Raw genomic sequence first — 16,279 nt, forward strand, 5'->3', positions numbered from 1 at the left:
GGCGGGTGGGTGGGGAATGCCCCCGCCGCGGAGCGGTGGGGGCCCCTCACGGTCAGGTCAGGAAGTCGCGGGCCACGGACGCGGCCAGGCGTTCCAGGAGGGGGCCCGCCTCGGCCACGCAGCGGGCCACGTCGGGCTCGATGTCGGTGAGGGCGTACGCCCGCCGGATCCCGGCGGCACCGAGCGCTGCGGGCGGCAGTACGAGCCGCCCGCACACGGCGACGACGTCGACCCCGGCGGCCCGGGCCGCCGCCGCCACCCCGGCGGGAGCCTTCCCGTGCAGGGTCTGCTCGTCGAGCGACCCCTCCCCGGTGATGACGAGCGACGCCCCGGCCAGCGCGGGCGCGAAGCCGAGCACGTCCAGCATGACGTCGATGCCGGGCCGGAACGACGCCCCGAGCCCGACGAGGGCCCCGTACCCGATCCCGCCGGCCGCGCCCGCGCCCGGCGCCTGCGCGTACTCCAGGGCCTGCGGCCCGACGTCCCGCGCGAGCACCCGCGCGAAGTGCGCGAGCGCGGCGTCGAGGGCCTCGACGTCCTCCGGCGAGGCGCCCTTCTGCGGCCCGTACACCGCGGGCGCCCCCTTGGGCCCGGTCAGCGGGTTGTCGACGTCGCTGGCCAGGACGATCTGTACGTCCCCGAGCCGCGGGTCGAGCCCGGACAGGTCGGCGGACGCCAGCTCCCGCAGCGGCCCGCCGCCGGGCGCGACGGGCTCCCCGCCGGCGTCCAGGAACCGCGCGCCGAGCGCGACCAGCATGCCCGCCCCGCCGTCGGTCGTCGCGCTGCCGCCCACGCCGAAGACGATGGTGCGCGCGCCCGCGTCGAGCGCGGCGCGGAGCAGCTCCCCGCTGCCGTACGTCGTCGCCGTGAGCGGCGCGAAGGTGCCCTCGGGCAGCAGTTGCAGCCCTGATGCCTCGGCCATCTCCACGACGGCGGTGCCGTCCAGCAGCGCGTACGCCGCCACGACCTCGGCGCCGAGCGGCCCGGTGACCCGCACCTCCCGGCGTTCGAAACCGGCCGCCACGGCCGCGTCGACCGTGCCGTCACCGCCGTCCGCCACGGGCAGTGCCCGCACCGGCAGGTCCGGCGCCACGCTGTGCAGGCCCGCCGTCACGCGCTCGGCCACCTGCACGGCCGTGAGGGACCCCTTGAACTTGTCCGCGGCGATGAGCACATGGCCGCGGCCCGTGCCCCCGGCGCCGTGTCCCGCGCCGTCTCCCGCCGTCACTGCAGCGTCCGCCACCTTGCATTCCCCTTGCTTTCCGGGCCTTGCTCGCGTCAAGGCAGTCGCGCCGCTGCGACCATAACCGCAGGAGGGGGCCGCTGCCCATGGCCGTCCGCCCTCCAGACTGATCACCTGCACCGACATGTGCCGCCATATCGTGCCAAAACGGCACGGCACGCGGCCAGAGATGATCGATCACCCGGAGCCCGGAGCCCCGGCGACCCGCGCCGCGCGGCGTCGCTCGCCGGGACGCGCTGGAGGCCGGGCTCGGGGTGATCCCGGCGCAGCGGCGCGAACCGCTCCGGGACCGGGTCCGCAGCGCGGTGTTCGGCTCCGACGGGGCCGGGATCAGCGAACTGGCGGCGCGGTCGGCGCGGTTGGCGGCCGGGTGAGCCCGCGCCGGATCCGGTTGGCGGCCGTTCACGGGGCCCCGGCAGGTGATCCGCGAAGCGCCCCGGCGGTGATCCACCGGGCGTTACGCTGCCTGTCGTGACCACTCTCGACTACGCCACCTACATCGCGGGCCTCCCCCGCGTCCTCGCCGGAGCCGCCGGCGTCATCCGTGACCGCGCCGGGCGCGTCCTGCTCGTACAGCCCAACTACCGTGAGGGCTGGGCCCTTCCGGGTGGCACCGTCGAGTCGGACGACGGCGAGAGCCCCCGGCAGGGCGCGCGCCGCGAGACCGTCGAGGAGATCGGCCTGGACATCGAGCCGGGCAGGCTGCTCGCGGTGGACTGGGTGCCGGGCACCGCGGCGCGGCCTCCGCTGGTGGCGTTCCTGTACGACGGCGGGGTGCTCGCCGACGACCGGTTCGAGGACATCCGGCTCCAGGAGGAGGAGTTGCTCGCCTGGCGCCTCGCCACCCGCGAGGAACTGCCCGCGTATCTCTCGGCGCCGCTCGCGCGCCGGGTCCTCGCCGCGCTCGACGCGCTGGACGCGGGTGTGGGCGCGGTGGAGCTGGAGAACGGGCGCCGGGTCGGCTGACCGGACGGCGCCCGCCCCGCGGCTGAGCCGCGTCAGAACAGGGTGGCCCCGCTCCCCGGGGCGGCCCCGCTCCCGCCGTCGATCCCGCTCTCGAAGGCGAGGAGCCGCTGCTTGCGGTCGAGGCCGCCGCCGTACCCCGTCAGGCTGCCGCTCGCACCGATGACGCGATGGCAGGGGACGATGACGCCGATGGGGTTCTTGCCGTTGGCGAGGCCGACGGCGCGGGACGCGGCGGGGTTGCCGAGGGCCTCGGCCAGCTCGCCGTACGTACGGGTCTCCCCGTACGGGATGTCCAGGAGCTGCTGCCACACCGAGCGCTGGAACGGGGTGCCGTCCAGGCGCAGCGGCAGGTCGAACTCCTTGAGCGCGCCCGCGAAGTAGGACTCCAACTGGTCGATCACCGGGCCGAAGGGGGCCGGGTCGCGGTCGCCGAAGGTCTCCTCGGCGGGGCGGTGGCGCTGCTCGGTCATGTAGAGGCCGCTGAGGGTGCCGTCGGTGGCGACGAGGGTGAGCGGCCCGTAGGGGCTGTCGATGACGGTGTGCTGACGATGCATGATGGACGCCTTCATACGGTGAATGCCCTGACGGTGAATGCCCTGATGGTGAATTCCCCTATGCGGGGAGGTGGTTGATGGCGTGGTCGTCGGTGGCCCACAGGTACTGGACGGCGTACGCGCGCCAGGGGCGCCAGGCCGCGGCGCGCGCGGTGAGCGCGGCCGGGGTGTGCGGCAGGCCGAGCGCCTGGGCGGCGCGCCGGATGCCGAGGTCGGACGGCAGGAACGCGTCCGGGTCGCCGAGCGCCCGCATCGCGATGACCTCCGTCGTCCACGGGCCGAAGCCCGGCAGGGCGGTGAGCTGGGCGCGGGCCCGCTCCCAGTCGTTCTCGACGCCCAGTTGGAGGGTGCCGTCGGCGAGGTGGCGCACCAGCGTCGTGAGGGTCGTGCGGCGGCTGCGGGGCAGCGCGAGGGACTCGGGGTCGAGGGCGGCGAGGGCCTCCGGTGCGGGGAAGAGGTGGGTGAGGCCGCCCTCCGGGTCGTCGACGGGTTCGCCGTGCGCGGTGACCAGGCGCGCGGCGTGGGTGCGGGCGGCGGCCGTCGAGACCTGCTGGCCGAGGACGGCGCGCACGGCGAACTCGGCCTCGTCCACAGTGCGCGGCACCCGCCGCCCCGGCGCCTTCGCGACCAGCGGGGCGAGCAGCGGGTCGTCGGCGAGCAGGCCGTCCACGGCGACCGGGTCGGCGTCCAGGTCGAGCAGCCGGCGGCACCGGCTGATGGCGATGGTGAGGTCGCGCGGGTCGGTGAGGGTGAGACGGCAGCCGATGTGGTCGGGCTGCGGGGTCAGCGCCACGATGCCGTGCCCGTACGGGAGCCGCAGCGTCCGGCGGTAGGCCCCGTCGCGCCACTCCTCCACGCCGGGCACGGCGGTGGCGACGAGGTGCCCGAAGAGGTTGTCGGGGTTGAGGGGGGCACGGAAGGGCAGCCGGAGCGAGAGGGTGCCGAGGGCGCTGCCGGGGGTGCTGTGGGGGCCGGGGGCGCCGCTGTCGGGGGCGGGGGCCGCGCCGGTCCCTGATGCCTCGCCTGGCGCGGGGGCGCCGCCGGGCACAGGGGCCACGCCGGGCCCCGCCGCCCCGCGGGGCGTGGATGCTCCGCCGGGCTTGGACGCCCCGCCCGACGCAAGAGCACCACCAGGCACAGAAACCACACCGGACGCCAGTGTCCCGCCGGACGCGAGGCCCCCGCCCGACACGAGGGCGCCGCCGGGCGCAGCCGACTCGCCCGCCCCGGCTGCCCCAGCCGTCGCCCCCCTGCCGCTCCCCTTCCTGCCCCCGCCCCGCTTGGCCGCCCGCGTGCGGAGTTCGCCGGGGGCGAGGGCGAAGACCTCGCGGACGGTGTCGTTGAACGTACGGATCGAGGAGAAGCCCGCGCCGAAGGCGATCTGGGCCATCGGCAGCGCGGTGGTCTCGATGAGCAGCCGCGCGGTCTGCGCGCGCTGGGCGCGGGCGAGGGCGAGCGGGCCCGCGCCGAGTTCGGCGAGCAGCTGCCGCTCGACCTGGCGGGTGCTGTAGCCGAGGCGGGTGGCGAGGCCCGGGACACCCTCGCGGTCCACGACGCCGTCGCCGATGAGCCGCATGGCGCGGGCGACGAGGTCGGCGCGCTGGTTCCACTCGGGCGAGCCGGGGCTGCTGTCGGGGCGGCAGCGCTTGCAGGCACGGAAGCCGGCCTGCTGGCAGGCGGCCGCGCTCGGGTAGAAGGTCATGTTCTCGGGCTTGGGCGGCACGACCGGGCAACTGGGGCGGCAGTAGATGCGGGTCGTCAGGACGGCGGTGAAGAACCATCCGTCGAAACGCGCGTCCTTCGACTGCACGGCACGCACACAGCGGTCGAAGTCCCCATGCATCCCTGCGGGCGCGGCTGCCCGACCGGAACTGTGGGCCGCCCCCACCCGACCGGCACCGCCGGGCTCCGCCCGGTCGGCACCATCCGAGCGTGCCTGGTCAGTGCCGCGCAGGGCGGCACGGCCGGTGCCAGTGCTCCCCCGCTCCGCCGGGCCGACGCTCTCCGGGCCCATCGGCCCCACGCCCTGCGGCTCCGCCGACCCGATGTCCTGCGGGCCCCTTCGCCCGGCACCGCGCGGGACCGCACCCAGGCCGACGCCGACACCGCCCTGCTCCACCGGGACGGTGCTCATCGGCCCCGCCGGACCCGCACCCTGCGGCTCCGCCCGACCCGCGCCACGCGGCCCCGCGCCCGGCGGCACGCGGGGCGCGGTCGTGGTCTCAGGGGTGCGCGACGTGGCGTGCGGCTCGGTAGGCATGGGTCAAGGATCGGGGATGGCGGCGGGCGGGGCTGGCGAGAATGCGACATCAACCTTCCGCGGCCAGGGCCTGCTCGAACGCCTCGTACGCCGCCTCGTCGAACAGGACGAAGCGCACCTCCGCCAGCAGCTCCGGGGCCGTGGCCAAGGCGTCCCGGACCGCGCGCACGGCGATGTGCGCGGCGTCGTCGAGGGGCCATCGGTACACCCCGGTGGAGATCGCCGGGAAGGCGACCGTACGGGCGCCGAGGCCGGCCGCGACCCGCAGCGACTCCCGGTAGCAGGAGGCGAGCAGCGCCGAGCGGTCCTCCGTCGCCGACCACACGGGCCCGACCGTGTGGATGACGTGGTCCGCGTCCAGGCGCCCGGCCGTCGTCGCCACGGCCTGGCCCGTGGGCAGCCCCTTGCCGTACCGCGAGGCCCGCAGGACGCGGCACTCGGCGAGGATGTCGGGGCCGCCACGGCGGTGGATGGCGCCGTCCACGCCGCCCCCGCCGAGCAGCGAGGAGTTCGCCGCGTTCACGAGGACGTCGGCGCGCTGCCGCGTGATGTCGCCCTGGACGAGGGTGATGCGGGCAGTCATCCGATCGCCTCCGAAGCGCCTGCCGCACGGCGCGCACAGCCTGCCTCCCAAGGACGCGCGGCACGGCGGACACCGGTCGTCTCCCCACCGCGTGCGGCACCGCGCACACAGCTCGCCTCCCCACCGCGTGCGACGCCGCGGACACAGCCCGCCTCCCAAGCGCCTGCGGCACCCGGGACACACATGCTCACGACACCTCCCGCAGTCGCTTCCAGACCGCCTTCGCCGCGTTGTGACCGGACATGCCGTGCACGCCGGGGCCCGGCGGGGTCGCGGAGGAGCACAGGAAGACGGCCGGGTGCCGGGTGCGGTACGGGAACGCGGTGAGCCGGGGCCGGAGCAGGAGCTGGAGCCCGCTGGCCGCGCCGCAGGCGATGTCGCCGCCGACATAGTTGGCGTTGCGGACGGCGAGCTGCGGCGGCCCCGCGGTGGCGCGGGCGAGGACGCGGTCGCGGAAGCCGGGCGCGAAGCGTTCGAGCTGCCGCTCGACGGCGTCGGTGAGGTCGCCCTCCCAGCCGTTCGGCACGTGCCCGTACGTCCAGAAGACCTGCTTGCCCTCGGGCGCACGGGTCGGGTCGACGACGCCGGGCTGCACCGAGATCAGGAACGGCTCGTCGGGCGCCCGGCCCTCACGGGACGCGGCCCGCAGCGCCGCGCCGATCTCGCGGCTGCCCGCGCCGACCTGGACCGTCCCGGCGACGCGGGCCTGCGGCGCCGTCCACGGCACCGGGCCGTCGAGCGCGTAGTCGATCTTGAAGACGCTGGCGCCGTACCGATACCCGTCGTAGTAGCGCCCGAGGCCCGCGATGCGGGCCAGCGCGGTGGGCGAGGTGTCGAAGACGTACGCGCGCGCGGGCGGCAGGTCGTCGAGCCGCTTGACCGTGTAGTCGGTGTGGATGATGCCGCCGAGGTCCGTGAGGTACGCGGCGAGCGCGTCGGAGATCGACTGCGAGCCGCCGCGCGCCACCGGCCAGCCGCGGGCGTGCGCGGCGAGCGCGAAGACCATGCCGACGGCGCCCGTCGCGAGGCCGTTCAGCGGGGCGATGACGTGGGCGACGAGCCCGGCGAACAGCGCCCGCGCGGGCTCGTCGCGGAAGCGCCGCATGAGCCATGTCGACGGCGGCAGACCGGCGAGCCCGAACCGGGCGAGCAGCACCGGGTCGCGCGGCAGCGCGGTCAGCGGCAGCGACATGAAGTCCCGCACCAGGGTGTCCCAGTGGGGCAGGAAGGGCTCGATCAGCCGGCGGTACGCCCCGGCGTCGCGCGGCCCGAAGGAGGCGGCCGTCTCGGCGACGGAGCGGGCGAGCACGGCGGCGCGGCCGTCGAGGAGCGGGTGCGCCATGGGCAGCTCGGCCTTGAGCCACCGCAGGCCGTACCGCTCCAGGGGCATCGCGCGGAACGCGGGTGAGTTGATGCCCAGCGGGTGCGCCGCCGAGCACGGGTCGTGCCGGAAGCCGGGGAGGGTCAGCTCCTCGGTGCGGGCTCCGCCGCCGACGGTGCTCTCGGCTTCGAAGACGGCCACGGAGAAGCCGCGGCGGGCCAGCTCCACGGCAGCGGTGAGACCGTTCGGTCCCGCCCCCACGACGACGGCATCGAGCATCGACGGCACCTTCGGACTCCTTCGTCAGCCGGTGGCCTGTGCCGCACAGGATATGCCGGGGCACCGACGACACCGGGCCCAGGCCGCCTCCGGCAGTGCGTAGCTCAGGCCGCGCCCGCGAGCGCCCCCGCGATCCGGCGGGCCGTGGCCTCGTCCCGCGCCGCGGTGAACGGCAGGGCGTTGCCCCCGGTGACGGCGAACGGCACGCCGTCGCGGGTGGCGTGGGCGCCGCCCGCCTCCTCGACCAGGAGCAGGCCCGCGGCGTGGTCCCAGGCCAGCTCCCAGCTGAACGCGACGGCGTCGAGGGCGCCCCGGGCGATGGCCAGATACTCCAGGCCCGCCGAGCCGCACGGCCGGGGCGCGAAGCCCTCGGCGTACACCCCGAGGAGGGCGCGCTTCTGGTCCTCCGTCGTGAAGTCCGGGTGGGACGTGGCCACCGTCAGCGGGCGGCCGGGCTCGGGGGAGCCGGCGCGCAGCGGGGTCCCGTTCAGCGTGGCGCCCTTGCCGCGGACGGCGACCGCGCACTCGTCCAGCGCGGGCGCGTACGTCCAGGAGGCCAGGACCACGCCGTCCAGGGCGAGCGCGACGAGGGTGCAGAAACCGGGGTCTCCGTGCACGAACTGGCGTGTCCCGTCGACGGGATCGACGATCCAGACGGGGGCGGTGCCGGATATCGCCTCGTACGTCGACGGGTCCGCGTGCACCGCTTCCTCGCCGACGACGACCGAGCCGGGCAGCAGCGCCGTGAGCTCGCGCGTGAGGAACTCCTCTGCGCGGCGGTCGGCGACGGTCACCAGGTCGTGCGGGCCGCTCTTCTGGACGACGTCGTCCTCGGCGAGCTGCCGGAACCGGGGAGTGATCTCTTCCGCGGCCGCCTTGCGGATCACGCGCTCCACGTCGGCGGTCTGTCGTGCGAGAAAGTCGTCGATGCTTTCCTTGATTACCTGTGTTTCGATCATGCCTCCATGAGAGCACGTAGCACTGACATCGCGGGCTCGCGGGGTGAACAAAGGATGGAATCCGGATGAAAGCGGGTGCCCGGACCCCCGGAATCCGCACTTTCGGAACCTCTCCCTCCGGCTCGCCGGGACCTCAGCGCCCCACCGCGTACCCCTGCATCCCCCGCGGATTCGCCGCCGCGGACAGCACCCCGGTCCGCGGGTCCCGCGCCACCGCGCACAGCCGCCCCTCCGACCAGGCGCCGCCCACGGTCACGTCGTGGCCCCGCCGCCGCAGCTCCGCCACGACCTCCGGGTCGGTGCGGGACTCGACGACGACGCCGCCGGGCCGCATCCCGCGCGGATAGAACGACTCCGGGAACGACTCGGTGTGCCAGTTGGGGGCGTCGACGGCACCCTGCAGGTCGAGGCCGCCGCGCACCGGCTCGCGCAGCGCCACCGCCAGGAAGAAGTGGACCTGCCACTGGTCCTGCTGGTCCCCGCCCGGGGTGCCGAAGGCCAGGACCGGTGTGCCGTCCTTGAGGGCGATCGACGGCGTCAGGGTGGTGCGCGGGCGGCGGCCGGGGGTGAGCGTGTTGGGCAGCCCCTCGTCCAGCCAGGTCATCTGCAGCCGGGTGCCGAGCGGGAAGCCCAGCTCGGGCACGACCGGGTTGGACTGCAGCCAGCCGCCGGACGGCGTCGCCGCGACCATGTTGCCCCAGCGGTCGACGACGTCGAGGTGGCAGGTGTCGCCCCGGGTCGCGCCGTCCGCCGTGACCGTCGGCTCCCCGGCGCCCGCGACCGTCGGCTCCCCCGCCCCCGCGGCCGCGGCCACCGCCCTCTCCGGCGCGCGGAGGCCGGGCTCCCCCGTGGCGACGGCCCGCGCGTGGGCGGAGAGGCGTGCCTCGCGCCCGCCGGGCCGGCCGGGCCGCAGCTCGTACGACGCCTTCTCGCCGATCAGCTCGCGCCGCCGGGCGTTGTAGGTGTCCGAGAGCAGTTCGGCGAGCGGCACTTCGGCGGCGTCCCCGTACCAGGCTTCCCGGTCGGCCATGGCGAGCTTGCAGCCCTCGACCAGCGTGTGCACATACGCGGCGGAGCCGTACGCGGGCAACTCCCCCGGAAGCAGGGCCAGTTGCTGGAGGAGCACGGGCCCCTGACTCCAGGGGCCCGCCTTGCACAGGGTCCAGCCGTTCCAGTCGTACGTGACGGGGTCCTCGTAGTGGGCGGACCAGCCCGCGAGGTCGGCGGCCGTCAGGGTGCCGGTGTGGCGCTCGCCGCTGGTGTCGAGGGTGGGCCGCGCGGCCTGGCGCACCAGCGCCTCGGCGATGAAGCCGGTGCGCCACACCTCGCGCGCGGCGTCGATCTGCGCGCAGCGGTCGCCGCCCCCCGCGGCTTCGGCCTCGGCGATCAGCCGGCGCCAGGTGGCGGCCAGGCGCGGATTGCGGAACAGCTCACCGGGCGCGGGCGGCCTGCCGCCGGGGAGGTAGACCTCCGCCGACGAATCCCACCCCGTCCCGTCCGTCTCGAACAGCTCCCGCACCGTCTCGACGGTCTCGGCGACGCGTTCCACGGGCGGGTGTCCGTCCTCGGCGTACCCGATGGCGTACGCGAGGACCTCGGCGAGCGTCCGGGTGCCGTGGTCGCGCAGCAGCAGCATCCACGCGTCGAAGGCGCCCGGCACGGCGGCGGCGAGCGGCCCCGTGCCGGGCACCAGGTCGAGGCCGAGCGCCTCCCGGTAGTGGGCGGCGCTCGCCCCGGCGGGCGCGACGCCCTGTCCGCACAGGACGCGCACGTCGCCGCCCGCCGGCGCGAGGACGATCGGCACCTCGCCCGCGGGCCCGTTCAGATGCGGCTCGACCACGTGCAGCACGAAGCCCGCGGCGACGGCGGCGTCGTAGGCGTTGCCGCCGTCCTCCAGGACGGCCATCGCGGACTGCGAGGCGAGCCAGTGGGTGGACGACACCATGCCGAAGGTGCCCTGGAGCGTGGGGCGCGTCGTGAACATGCCCGCAGGCTAGGCCCTGTGCCACAGCACGCGGTCACCCGGTCCCGGCACCTGGTGGGCCTTCAGGGCGCCACCGAACCGCAGCCGACTTCACCGGGACCGCTCAGAACGGCATCCGCCTCCGCACCCCGGCGGGACCGGCCTCACTCCGAGCCGGCCGCCTTCGCGGCCTCGCGCTCCGTGGCCGCGTCGCCCGTGGCGAGGGTGCCCTGCGCGCTCTCCAGGTGGGCCCGGACGAACCACTGGAACTGGTCCAGGTCCCGGACCTGTTCGATGAGGATGTCCTCCGTCGCCGGGTCGATCCTGCCGACCTTGTCGATGGCGGTGCGGTACCCCTCGATGACGCCGGTGTAGACGAGGTCGAGGGCGCCCAGGTGGGCGATGGCGTCGGCCCGGCCGATGCTGTAGTCGTCCCAGGTCCGCTCGGCGACCAGGGCACCCGGGGTGCCCTTCGGTACGCCGCCGAGGGCCGAGATGCGCTCGGCCACGTCGTCCGCCATCGCGCGGACGCGGTCGACCTGCGGGTCGAGCATCTCGTGCACGGCGATGAAGTGCGGGCCGACGACGTTCCAGTGCACGTGCTTCAAGGTGAGGTGCAGATCGTTCAGCGCGTGCAGCCGGACACTGAGCGCCGCGATCAGCTTCCCCCCGTCCTCGACGCTGATGCCGGGGACGGTGTAGCGCGGCGTGGACGTGCTGGCCATGGTGTGCTCCTCAGCTCGGGACTCGTTCCCCCGCGCGCGGGCTTGCGGGTTGCCCCGCGCGGGCTTGCTGGTGGAACGCGTGCCCCGTCCGAAAGCCGCTTAACACATCAAATGGCCCACATGGAGTGCGTGCATAACCGGTCAGAGCGGGTAAACGGTCGCCATGGTCACTCAAGGAACGCAGTCCGCCCAGACGACGCAGCTGGCCGCGTCCGGGAGCTCCGCCCTCTGGCTCGTCGTCATCGGCGTGATCCTGGTCGCGCTGCTGCTCACCGCGTTCGCCTACGGCAGGCGGCGGGCCGCGGACCGCCGCACCCCGTCCACGCCGGGCCCCGGCCCCCGCCACGGCCGGCCGGACTCCCAGGCCCAGCGGGGCGAGACCTGGCAGACCATCGACGACGACCCCGACCAGGGCAACCCCCGCCCCTGACGGACCTACGCCGCGTGCTCCCCGTACGTGCTCTCGTCCTGGTCCACACCGTCCAGGAGCTCGTCGAGCTCATCGAGGCTGACCTGCTCCTCGCCGGGCCGCACGATGCCGTGGGTGGCGGCGAGGAACGCGGTGAGGTCGGACGCGGCGGCGTGCAGCACGGCCTGGGCGCGGCCCGCGGGGCCGGGGGTGCCGAGGAGTTCGATGCGTACGCCGTCGCCGCGGGCCGGGTCCGAGGTCGGCGCGACGCGGACGTCGCCCGCGCCGGCCGGGCGCCCGCAGCCCTCGGCGAGCAGGTCCCGGTCCAGGCGCCAGCGCGTCACCTCGTCGCCCTCGCAGTAGAACGTCATCGTGACGGCGAAGGGATCCGCGGCCGCGTAGCCGAACTCGGCGGACAGGGGCGCGCGCCCCGCGTCCTTCTCGCCGGTCTCGATCTCCATGAACACCGTCGCTTTGACCTCGGTCTCCACGGCGTGCCTCCAGTGTTTGGGGGGTGTGAACCCCGTATTCCCCGGGTGGCGCCGGAGATGCGGGGGAACAGCAGGGGGACGACAGGTGGCGGGTCCCGCACCCTGTCGGTTCCTTTCCTTGATCAATAGGCTGGGCCGGCCAGGCAGTCGCCCTCCGAAGGAGCCCCGTGTCCACTGCTCAGCCGATACCGGACATTCTCTCGCCCGAGTTCGCGGCCGATCCCTACCCCGTCTATCGCGCCATGCGGGAACACACCCCGCTGCTGTGGCACGAGCCCACCAAAAGCTACATCGTGTCGCGCTACGAGGACGTCGCCCGTGTCTTCAAGGACAAGGAGTCGCAGTTCACCACTGAGAACTACGACTGGCAAGTGGAGCCCGTGCATGGCCGTACGATCCTCCAACTCAGCGGGCGTGAGCACGCGGTGCGCCGCGCCCTGGTCGCACCGGCGTTCCGGGGCGCCGAGTTGCAGAACACTTTCCTGCCGGTCATCCGCCGCAACTCCGAGGAACTGATCGACGCCTTCCGCGACCGCGGTACGGCGGATCTCGTCGCCGACTACGCCACCCGCTTCCCGGTGAACGTGATCGCCGACATGCTGGGCCTGGACAAGGCCGACCACGACCGCTTCCACGGCTGGTACACGACCGTCATCGCCTTCCTCGGCAACCTCGCGGGCGACCCCGAGGTGACGGCGGCGGGCGAGCGGACCCGGGTGGAGTTCGCCGAGTACATGTTCCCGGTGATCGCCCGGCGCCGGGAGAACCCGGGCGACGACCTGCTTTCGACGCTGTGCGCCGCCGAGGTCGACGGGGTGCGGATGAGCGACGAGGACATCAAGGCGTTCTGCAGCCTGCTGCTCGCGGCGGGCGGCGAGACCACCGACAAGGCCATCGCCGGCATCTTCGCGAACCTGCTCACGCACCCCGAGCAGCTCGCCGCCGTGCGGGCGGACCGCTCGCTGATCGACCGGGCCTTCGCCGAGACCCTGCGCCACACCCCGCCGGTCCACATGATCATGCGGCAGACCGCCGCCGAGGTGGCGTTGGCCGGCGGCACCCTGCCCGCCGGGGCGACCGTGACCTGCCTGATCGGCTCGGCCAACCGGGACGGCGAACGCTACGCGCACCCCGACCGCTTCGACATCTTCCGGGACGACCTGACGACCACCACCGCGTTCTCCGCGGCGGCCGACCATCTCGCGTTCGCCCTCGGCCGGCACTTCTGCGTGGGCGCGCTGCTCGCCCGCGCCGAGGTCGAGACGGGCGTGAACCAACTCCTGGACGCCATGCCGGACCTGCGGCTCGCCGACGGCTTCGTACCGTCGGAGCAGGGCGTGTTCACCCGGGGCCCGAGTGCCCTGCCCGTGGTGTTCACGCCCGTGCCGCGCTGAAGGGCAGGGTCTGGCCACCGCCCCGCGGTGTGCGGCGCGGAGCGCGTCCGCGCCGCCGCCGTCACTGCGCCACGGGCGTGAACTGCACCGGAAGCGCCGTCAGTCCGCGCATCCAGATGGACGGCCGCCAGGTCAGCTCGGCCGGGTCGACCGAGAGCACCAGGTCCGGCAGCCGCTCCAGGAGCGTCTCGACCGCCGTGCGGGCGATCACGTCGGCGAGCAGCGGCGCCGGGTAGGGGCAGCGGTGTTCGCCGTTGCTGAAGGACAGGTGCGCCGAGTTCTCCGAACCCACCTGCGCGCCGGGCCAGATCTGCGGGTCGGCGTTGGCCGCGGCCAGGCCGAGGACCAGGCAGTCGCCCGCCCGGATGCGGCGCCCGCCGAGCTGGGTGTCGCGCACCGCCCAGCGGCCGATGAAGTTCTGCGTCGGGGTGTCGAGCCACAGCACTTCGTTGAGCGCCTGACTGACGCTGAGGCGGCCGCCGGAGACGTTCAGGGCGAAGCGCTCGTCGGTCAGGAGCAGTCGCAGCGTGTTGCAGATCCAGTTGGCCGTGGGCTGCTGGGCCGCGGCGATCACCGAGATCAGGTCCTGGACGATCTCCTCGTCGGAAAGTCCCGCCGGGTGCTCCAGCATGCGCGAGGTGACATCGGCTCCCGGGTTCTGCCGCCGCTCCTTGACCAGGTGGTGCACACGCTCGCCGACTCGGACGTACGCGGCCACGGGGTCGTCGCCCTCGGCCGCGTCGAGGGACATCCGCAGGTCCTCGACGAGGGCCTCGGTGTCGGCGGCGCCGGGCGGCATGCCGACCATGTGCACGGCGGCACGCATGGCCAGCGGGTGGGTGTAGACGCTCATCAGCTCGGCGTTGCCGCGCCCCGCGAAGGCCGCGATGAGCTGGTCGGCGATGTACGCGCACTCGCGGCCGAGCTCGAACTGGTCGACGCTCTCCAGGGCTTCGGTGATGACGCCCGCGCGGCGGCGGTGCTCGGCGCCCTCGGTGAACAGGACGGAGGGCTGGTAGCCCACGAACGGCATCAGGGGCCAGTCGGCGGGGATGTTGTCCCACTGGTTCCAGCGCCGGGAGTCGCGGGCGAACAGCTCGTCGTGCGCGGTGACGTAACTGACCTCGGAGTAGCCGAGCACGAGCCAGGCGGGCACGCCGCCGTCGAGCAGCACGGGGGCGACGGAGCCGTGCTTGCCACGCAGGTCGCGGTAGAGGTCGAAGGGCGTCTGCTGGTACTCCAGGCCGCTCAGGGGCACCGCGTCGGGGTGGGCGGCGTGGGCGGGGCAGCCGGGCGGCGGGGTGCTCGGCGCGGCTGCGGGGCCACTCGCTTCGGTCATGCTGTCAGTTCCCGTTCCCGTGCCAGGTGGTGGAGGTGGTCGACGAGGGTGATCAGCACGTCCTTGCCGGACGAGCGGACCCGGGCGTCGCAGTCGATGAGGGGGACGTGGTCCGGCAGCGCGAGCGCGGCGCGGATCTCCTGGAGGGAGTGGCGCGCGGTGTCGTCGTCGAAGCGGTTCACGGCGACGACGAAGGGCGTGCCGTGGTGTTCGAGCCGGTCGATGGCGTACCAGGACTCGTCCATGCGGCGGGTGTCCACGAGGACGACCGCGCCGAGCGTCCCGGAGAACAGCCGGTCCCACAGGAACCAGAAGCGTTTCTGGCCGGGCGCGCCGAACAGGTAGAGCACCAGGCGGTCGTTGAGGCTGATGCGGCCGAAGTCGAAGGCGACGGTGGTGGTGTTCTTGCCGGTCGACTCGGGTATGCGGTCGACTCCGGCGCCCGCCTGGGTCATCACCTCCTCGGTGTTCAGCGGCCGGATCTCGCTGACCGAGCGGACGAGGGTGGTCTTGCCGACGCCGAAGCCGCCCACCACGACGATCTTCAGGCCGGTCTCGGCCGTGTCGCGCAGCGGTGTCCGGCTCGACGGCAGCTCAGAGGTTGCGGAGCCCATGGAGCACCTCCGTGAGAAGAGCGGAATCGGGCAGCGCGGCGGAGGCCGCCACGCGGGGATGACGAGGGGTGATGCGGCCGGTCGCCTGGAGGTCCTCCAGGAGGATGCGGACGACGGTGATGGGCAGCGACAGCTCCGCCGCGATCTCGACGACGGCCGTCGGGTGCCGGCACAGTTCGAGGATGCGCCGGTGCTCGGACTGCTGGCCGACGGACGGCTCGCACTCGGCGACGATGAGGGTCACCAGGTCGAACGAGCTGCCGTCGGCGCGGCTGCGGCCCCCGGTGACCGTGTAGAGCCGGTCGGGGTCGCCCACGTCGACGGGCCGGCGCGTCACGGGGCCGTGCTCCCGGGCCTTTCGGGCCCCCCGGCGCGCGGCTCGGCCCGCAGGTGCTCGCCGATCTGGGAGACGAGCTGGCTCATCTGATGGCCCACCACACCGGGGTCGGCCTCCTCGTCGGCGATGACCGCGAGGTGCGCGCCCTGGCCGGCCTCGACGACGAAGAGGAGCCCGCCGTGGAACTCGGTCATCGAGTGCCGTACGCCGCCGGAGCCGTCGCCGAACTCCATGGAGGCGCCCTGGGCGAGCGCCTGGATGCCGGAGCAGATCGCGGAGAGCTGGTCGGCCTGGTCGAGGCTGAGGCCGGGGCTCCAGCAGAGTTTCAGGCCGTCCCGGGACAGCACCAGGGCGTGCCGGGTGCCGGGGGTGCCGTCGAGGAGGGTGTCCAGGAGCCAGTTCAGGCTGTTGTCGGTGGTCTGCATGTTGATTCGGGGCGATCACCGGGTGCGCGAACGCCCGTGCCTCCCTTTCGGTTGCGGGGCGGGGGGTGGAGGACGTCGGATGGGCCGAGTGCACGGCGTACGCGACGTACGGGACGGATGTGGCGTACGAGACGGATGCGGCGTACGAGAGGTGCGAGACGTACCCGGCCCGGGCGGGCCGGCCTCGGAACGGACGGGCACCGTTCACTCGCCTCACTCGGCCCGCGGCGGCGGCTCGTTCTCGTCGGCGGCGGCCCGCCGGGAGCGGTGGAAGGCTCCGAAGCGGGCCCCGAGGTCGCGCGGCGGGCGTGGCGTTCCGCCCGTGGTCGCGCCGTCCGTGCCGGGGGCGCCGTCCGCGTCGGTGGAGCCGCCCATGCCGGGAGCGCCGGAAGCACCGGGAGCGCCGTCCCGGCCGCC

16 protein-coding genes and 1 pseudogene are annotated in these 16,279 nt (G+C 74.5%); 3 read left to right on the forward strand and 14 right to left on the reverse strand.

Annotated elements, in window-relative coordinates; all coding sequences use genetic code 11:
- Positions 1-52 precede the first annotated feature (52 nt).
- Positions 53-1,174 carry a glycerate kinase gene (locus STRAU_RS18745; protein ID WP_016641935.1) on the reverse strand — a complete coding sequence of 374 codons (1,122 nt, stop codon included), beginning with the start codon at positions 1,172-1,174 and terminating at the stop codon, positions 53-55.
- 540 nt (positions 1,175-1,714) lie between these two features.
- On the opposite strand from STRAU_RS18745, the gene STRAU_RS18750 reads away from it, so the two are divergent.
- Positions 1,715-2,209, forward strand: coding sequence for an NUDIX domain-containing protein (locus tag STRAU_RS18750; protein ID WP_016641937.1), 495 nt, complete (start codon positions 1,715-1,717; stop codon positions 2,207-2,209).
- A gap of 32 nt (positions 2,210-2,241) precedes the next feature.
- Here the strand turns inward: STRAU_RS18750 and STRAU_RS18755 are convergent, their stop codons facing one another.
- The 7 genes from STRAU_RS18755 to STRAU_RS18785 all read right to left on the reverse strand — a co-directional run bounded on the left by STRAU_RS18755 (position 2,242) and on the right by STRAU_RS18785 (position 10,853).
- Positions 2,242-2,763: a methylated-DNA--[protein]-cysteine S-methyltransferase gene (locus tag STRAU_RS18755; protein WP_037660337.1), complete on the reverse strand. Its 522-nt coding sequence runs from the start codon at positions 2,761-2,763 to the stop codon at positions 2,242-2,244.
- Positions 2,764-2,821: 58 nt separating this feature from the next.
- Complete coding sequence (locus tag STRAU_RS43680) at positions 2,822-4,606, reverse strand: DNA-3-methyladenine glycosylase 2 family protein (protein ID WP_016641939.1); 1,785 nt, start codon at positions 4,604-4,606, stop codon at positions 2,822-2,824.
- Between the two features lie 466 nt (positions 4,607-5,072).
- A complete protein-coding gene (locus STRAU_RS18765; protein ID WP_016641940.1) occupies positions 5,073-5,606 on the reverse strand; it encodes an O-acetyl-ADP-ribose deacetylase in 534 nt (177 codons plus the stop codon).
- Between the two features lie 187 nt (positions 5,607-5,793).
- Positions 5,794-7,206 (reverse strand): phytoene desaturase family protein, encoded by a 1,413-nt coding sequence (locus STRAU_RS18770; RefSeq protein WP_037660341.1) that lies wholly within the window; start codon positions 7,204-7,206, stop codon positions 5,794-5,796.
- Between the two features lie 104 nt (positions 7,207-7,310).
- On the reverse strand, positions 7,311-8,165 hold the full coding sequence (locus STRAU_RS18775) for an inositol monophosphatase family protein (RefSeq protein WP_016641942.1): 855 nt from the start codon (positions 8,163-8,165) through the stop codon (positions 7,311-7,313).
- 133 nt (positions 8,166-8,298) lie between these two features.
- A complete protein-coding gene (locus tag STRAU_RS18780; RefSeq protein ID WP_016641943.1) occupies positions 8,299-10,149 on the reverse strand; it encodes a gamma-glutamyltransferase family protein in 1,851 nt (616 codons plus the stop codon).
- Between the two features lie 143 nt (positions 10,150-10,292).
- Positions 10,293-10,853: a Dps family protein gene (locus tag STRAU_RS18785; RefSeq protein WP_016641944.1), complete on the reverse strand. Its 561-nt coding sequence runs from the start codon at positions 10,851-10,853 to the stop codon at positions 10,293-10,295.
- Between the two features lie 163 nt (positions 10,854-11,016).
- Between STRAU_RS18785 and STRAU_RS18790 the strand changes: the two genes are divergently transcribed.
- Positions 11,017-11,283, forward strand: coding sequence for a DUF6479 family protein (locus STRAU_RS18790; RefSeq protein ID WP_016641945.1), 267 nt, complete (start codon positions 11,017-11,019; stop codon positions 11,281-11,283).
- A 5-nt stretch (positions 11,284-11,288) separates the two neighbouring features.
- Here STRAU_RS18790 and STRAU_RS18795 read toward each other — a convergent pair whose 3' ends face one another.
- Entirely contained in the window at positions 11,289-11,753 is a 465-nt protein-coding gene (locus STRAU_RS18795; RefSeq protein WP_016641946.1) for an SsgA family sporulation/cell division regulator, read from the reverse strand.
- Positions 11,754-11,920: 167 nt separating this feature from the next.
- On the opposite strand from STRAU_RS18795, the gene STRAU_RS18800 reads away from it, so the two are divergent.
- Entirely contained in the window at positions 11,921-13,147 is a 1,227-nt protein-coding gene (locus tag STRAU_RS18800; protein WP_016641947.1) for a cytochrome P450, read from the forward strand.
- A 61-nt stretch (positions 13,148-13,208) separates the two neighbouring features.
- Here the strand turns inward: STRAU_RS18800 and STRAU_RS18805 are convergent, their stop codons facing one another.
- From STRAU_RS18805 to STRAU_RS42400, 5 genes and pseudogenes are all read right to left on the reverse strand, one after another.
- Positions 13,209-14,486 (reverse strand): cytochrome P450, encoded by a 1,278-nt coding sequence (locus STRAU_RS18805; protein ID WP_037660333.1) that lies wholly within the window; start codon positions 14,484-14,486, stop codon positions 13,209-13,211.
- The gene (locus STRAU_RS18810; protein ID WP_016641949.1) at positions 14,483-15,100 is read right to left on the reverse strand and encodes a GTP-binding protein; all 618 of its coding nucleotides are present in this window, start codon (positions 15,098-15,100) and stop codon (positions 14,483-14,485) included. The genes STRAU_RS18805 and STRAU_RS18810 overlap by 4 nt, the downstream gene beginning before the upstream one ends.
- Positions 15,081-15,437, reverse strand: a complete 357-nt coding sequence (locus STRAU_RS18815) for a DUF742 domain-containing protein (protein WP_037660335.1) — start codon at positions 15,435-15,437, stop codon at positions 15,081-15,083. Before STRAU_RS18815 ends, STRAU_RS18810 begins: the two co-directional genes overlap by 20 nt.
- Entirely contained in the window at positions 15,434-15,862 is a 429-nt protein-coding gene (locus STRAU_RS18820) for a roadblock/LC7 domain-containing protein (RefSeq protein ID WP_016641950.1), read from the reverse strand. The genes STRAU_RS18815 and STRAU_RS18820 overlap by 4 nt, the downstream gene beginning before the upstream one ends.
- Before the next feature lie 213 nt (positions 15,863-16,075).
- Positions 16,076-16,279 (reverse strand): annotated as a pseudogene (locus STRAU_RS42400) (hypothetical protein); the annotation flags it as partial.

It is taken from the genome of Streptomyces aurantiacus JA 4570 (assembly GCF_000414115.1).
Lineage (GTDB): Bacteria > Actinomycetota > Actinomycetes > Streptomycetales > Streptomycetaceae > Streptomyces > Streptomyces aurantiacus_A.

What these genes read in the sequence shown, in the direction of transcription:
- STRAU_RS18755 (WP_037660337.1), bottom strand. Translation starts at nt 2,763, where the DNA reads ATGCATCGTCAGCACACCGTCATCGACAGCCCCTACGGGCCGCTCACC.
- STRAU_RS43680 (WP_016641939.1), bottom strand. Translation starts at nt 4,606, where the DNA reads ATGCATGGGGACTTCGACCGCTGTGTGCGTGCCGTGCAGTCGAAGGAC.
- STRAU_RS18765 (WP_016641940.1), bottom strand. Translation starts at nt 5,606, where the DNA reads ATGACTGCCCGCATCACCCTCGTCCAGGGCGACATCACGCGGCAGCGC.
- STRAU_RS18770 (WP_037660341.1), bottom strand. Translation starts at nt 7,206, where the DNA reads ATGCTCGATGCCGTCGTCGTGGGGGCGGGACCGAACGGTCTCACCGCT.
- STRAU_RS18775 (WP_016641942.1), bottom strand. Translation starts at nt 8,165, where the DNA reads ATGATCGAAACACAGGTAATCAAGGAAAGCATCGACGACTTTCTCGCA.
- STRAU_RS18780 (WP_016641943.1), bottom strand. Translation starts at nt 10,149, where the DNA reads ATGTTCACGACGCGCCCCACGCTCCAGGGCACCTTCGGCATGGTGTCG.
- STRAU_RS18785 (WP_016641944.1), bottom strand. Translation starts at nt 10,853, where the DNA reads ATGGCCAGCACGTCCACGCCGCGCTACACCGTCCCCGGCATCAGCGTC.
- STRAU_RS18790 (WP_016641945.1), top strand. Translation starts at nt 11,017, where the DNA reads ATGGTCACTCAAGGAACGCAGTCCGCCCAGACGACGCAGCTGGCCGCG.
- STRAU_RS18805 (WP_037660333.1), bottom strand. Translation starts at nt 14,486, where the DNA reads ATGACCGAAGCGAGTGGCCCCGCAGCCGCGCCGAGCACCCCGCCGCCC.
- STRAU_RS18810 (WP_016641949.1), bottom strand. Translation starts at nt 15,100, where the DNA reads ATGGGCTCCGCAACCTCTGAGCTGCCGTCGAGCCGGACACCGCTGCGC.
- STRAU_RS18820 (WP_016641950.1), bottom strand. Translation starts at nt 15,862, where the DNA reads ATGCAGACCACCGACAACAGCCTGAACTGGCTCCTGGACACCCTCCTC.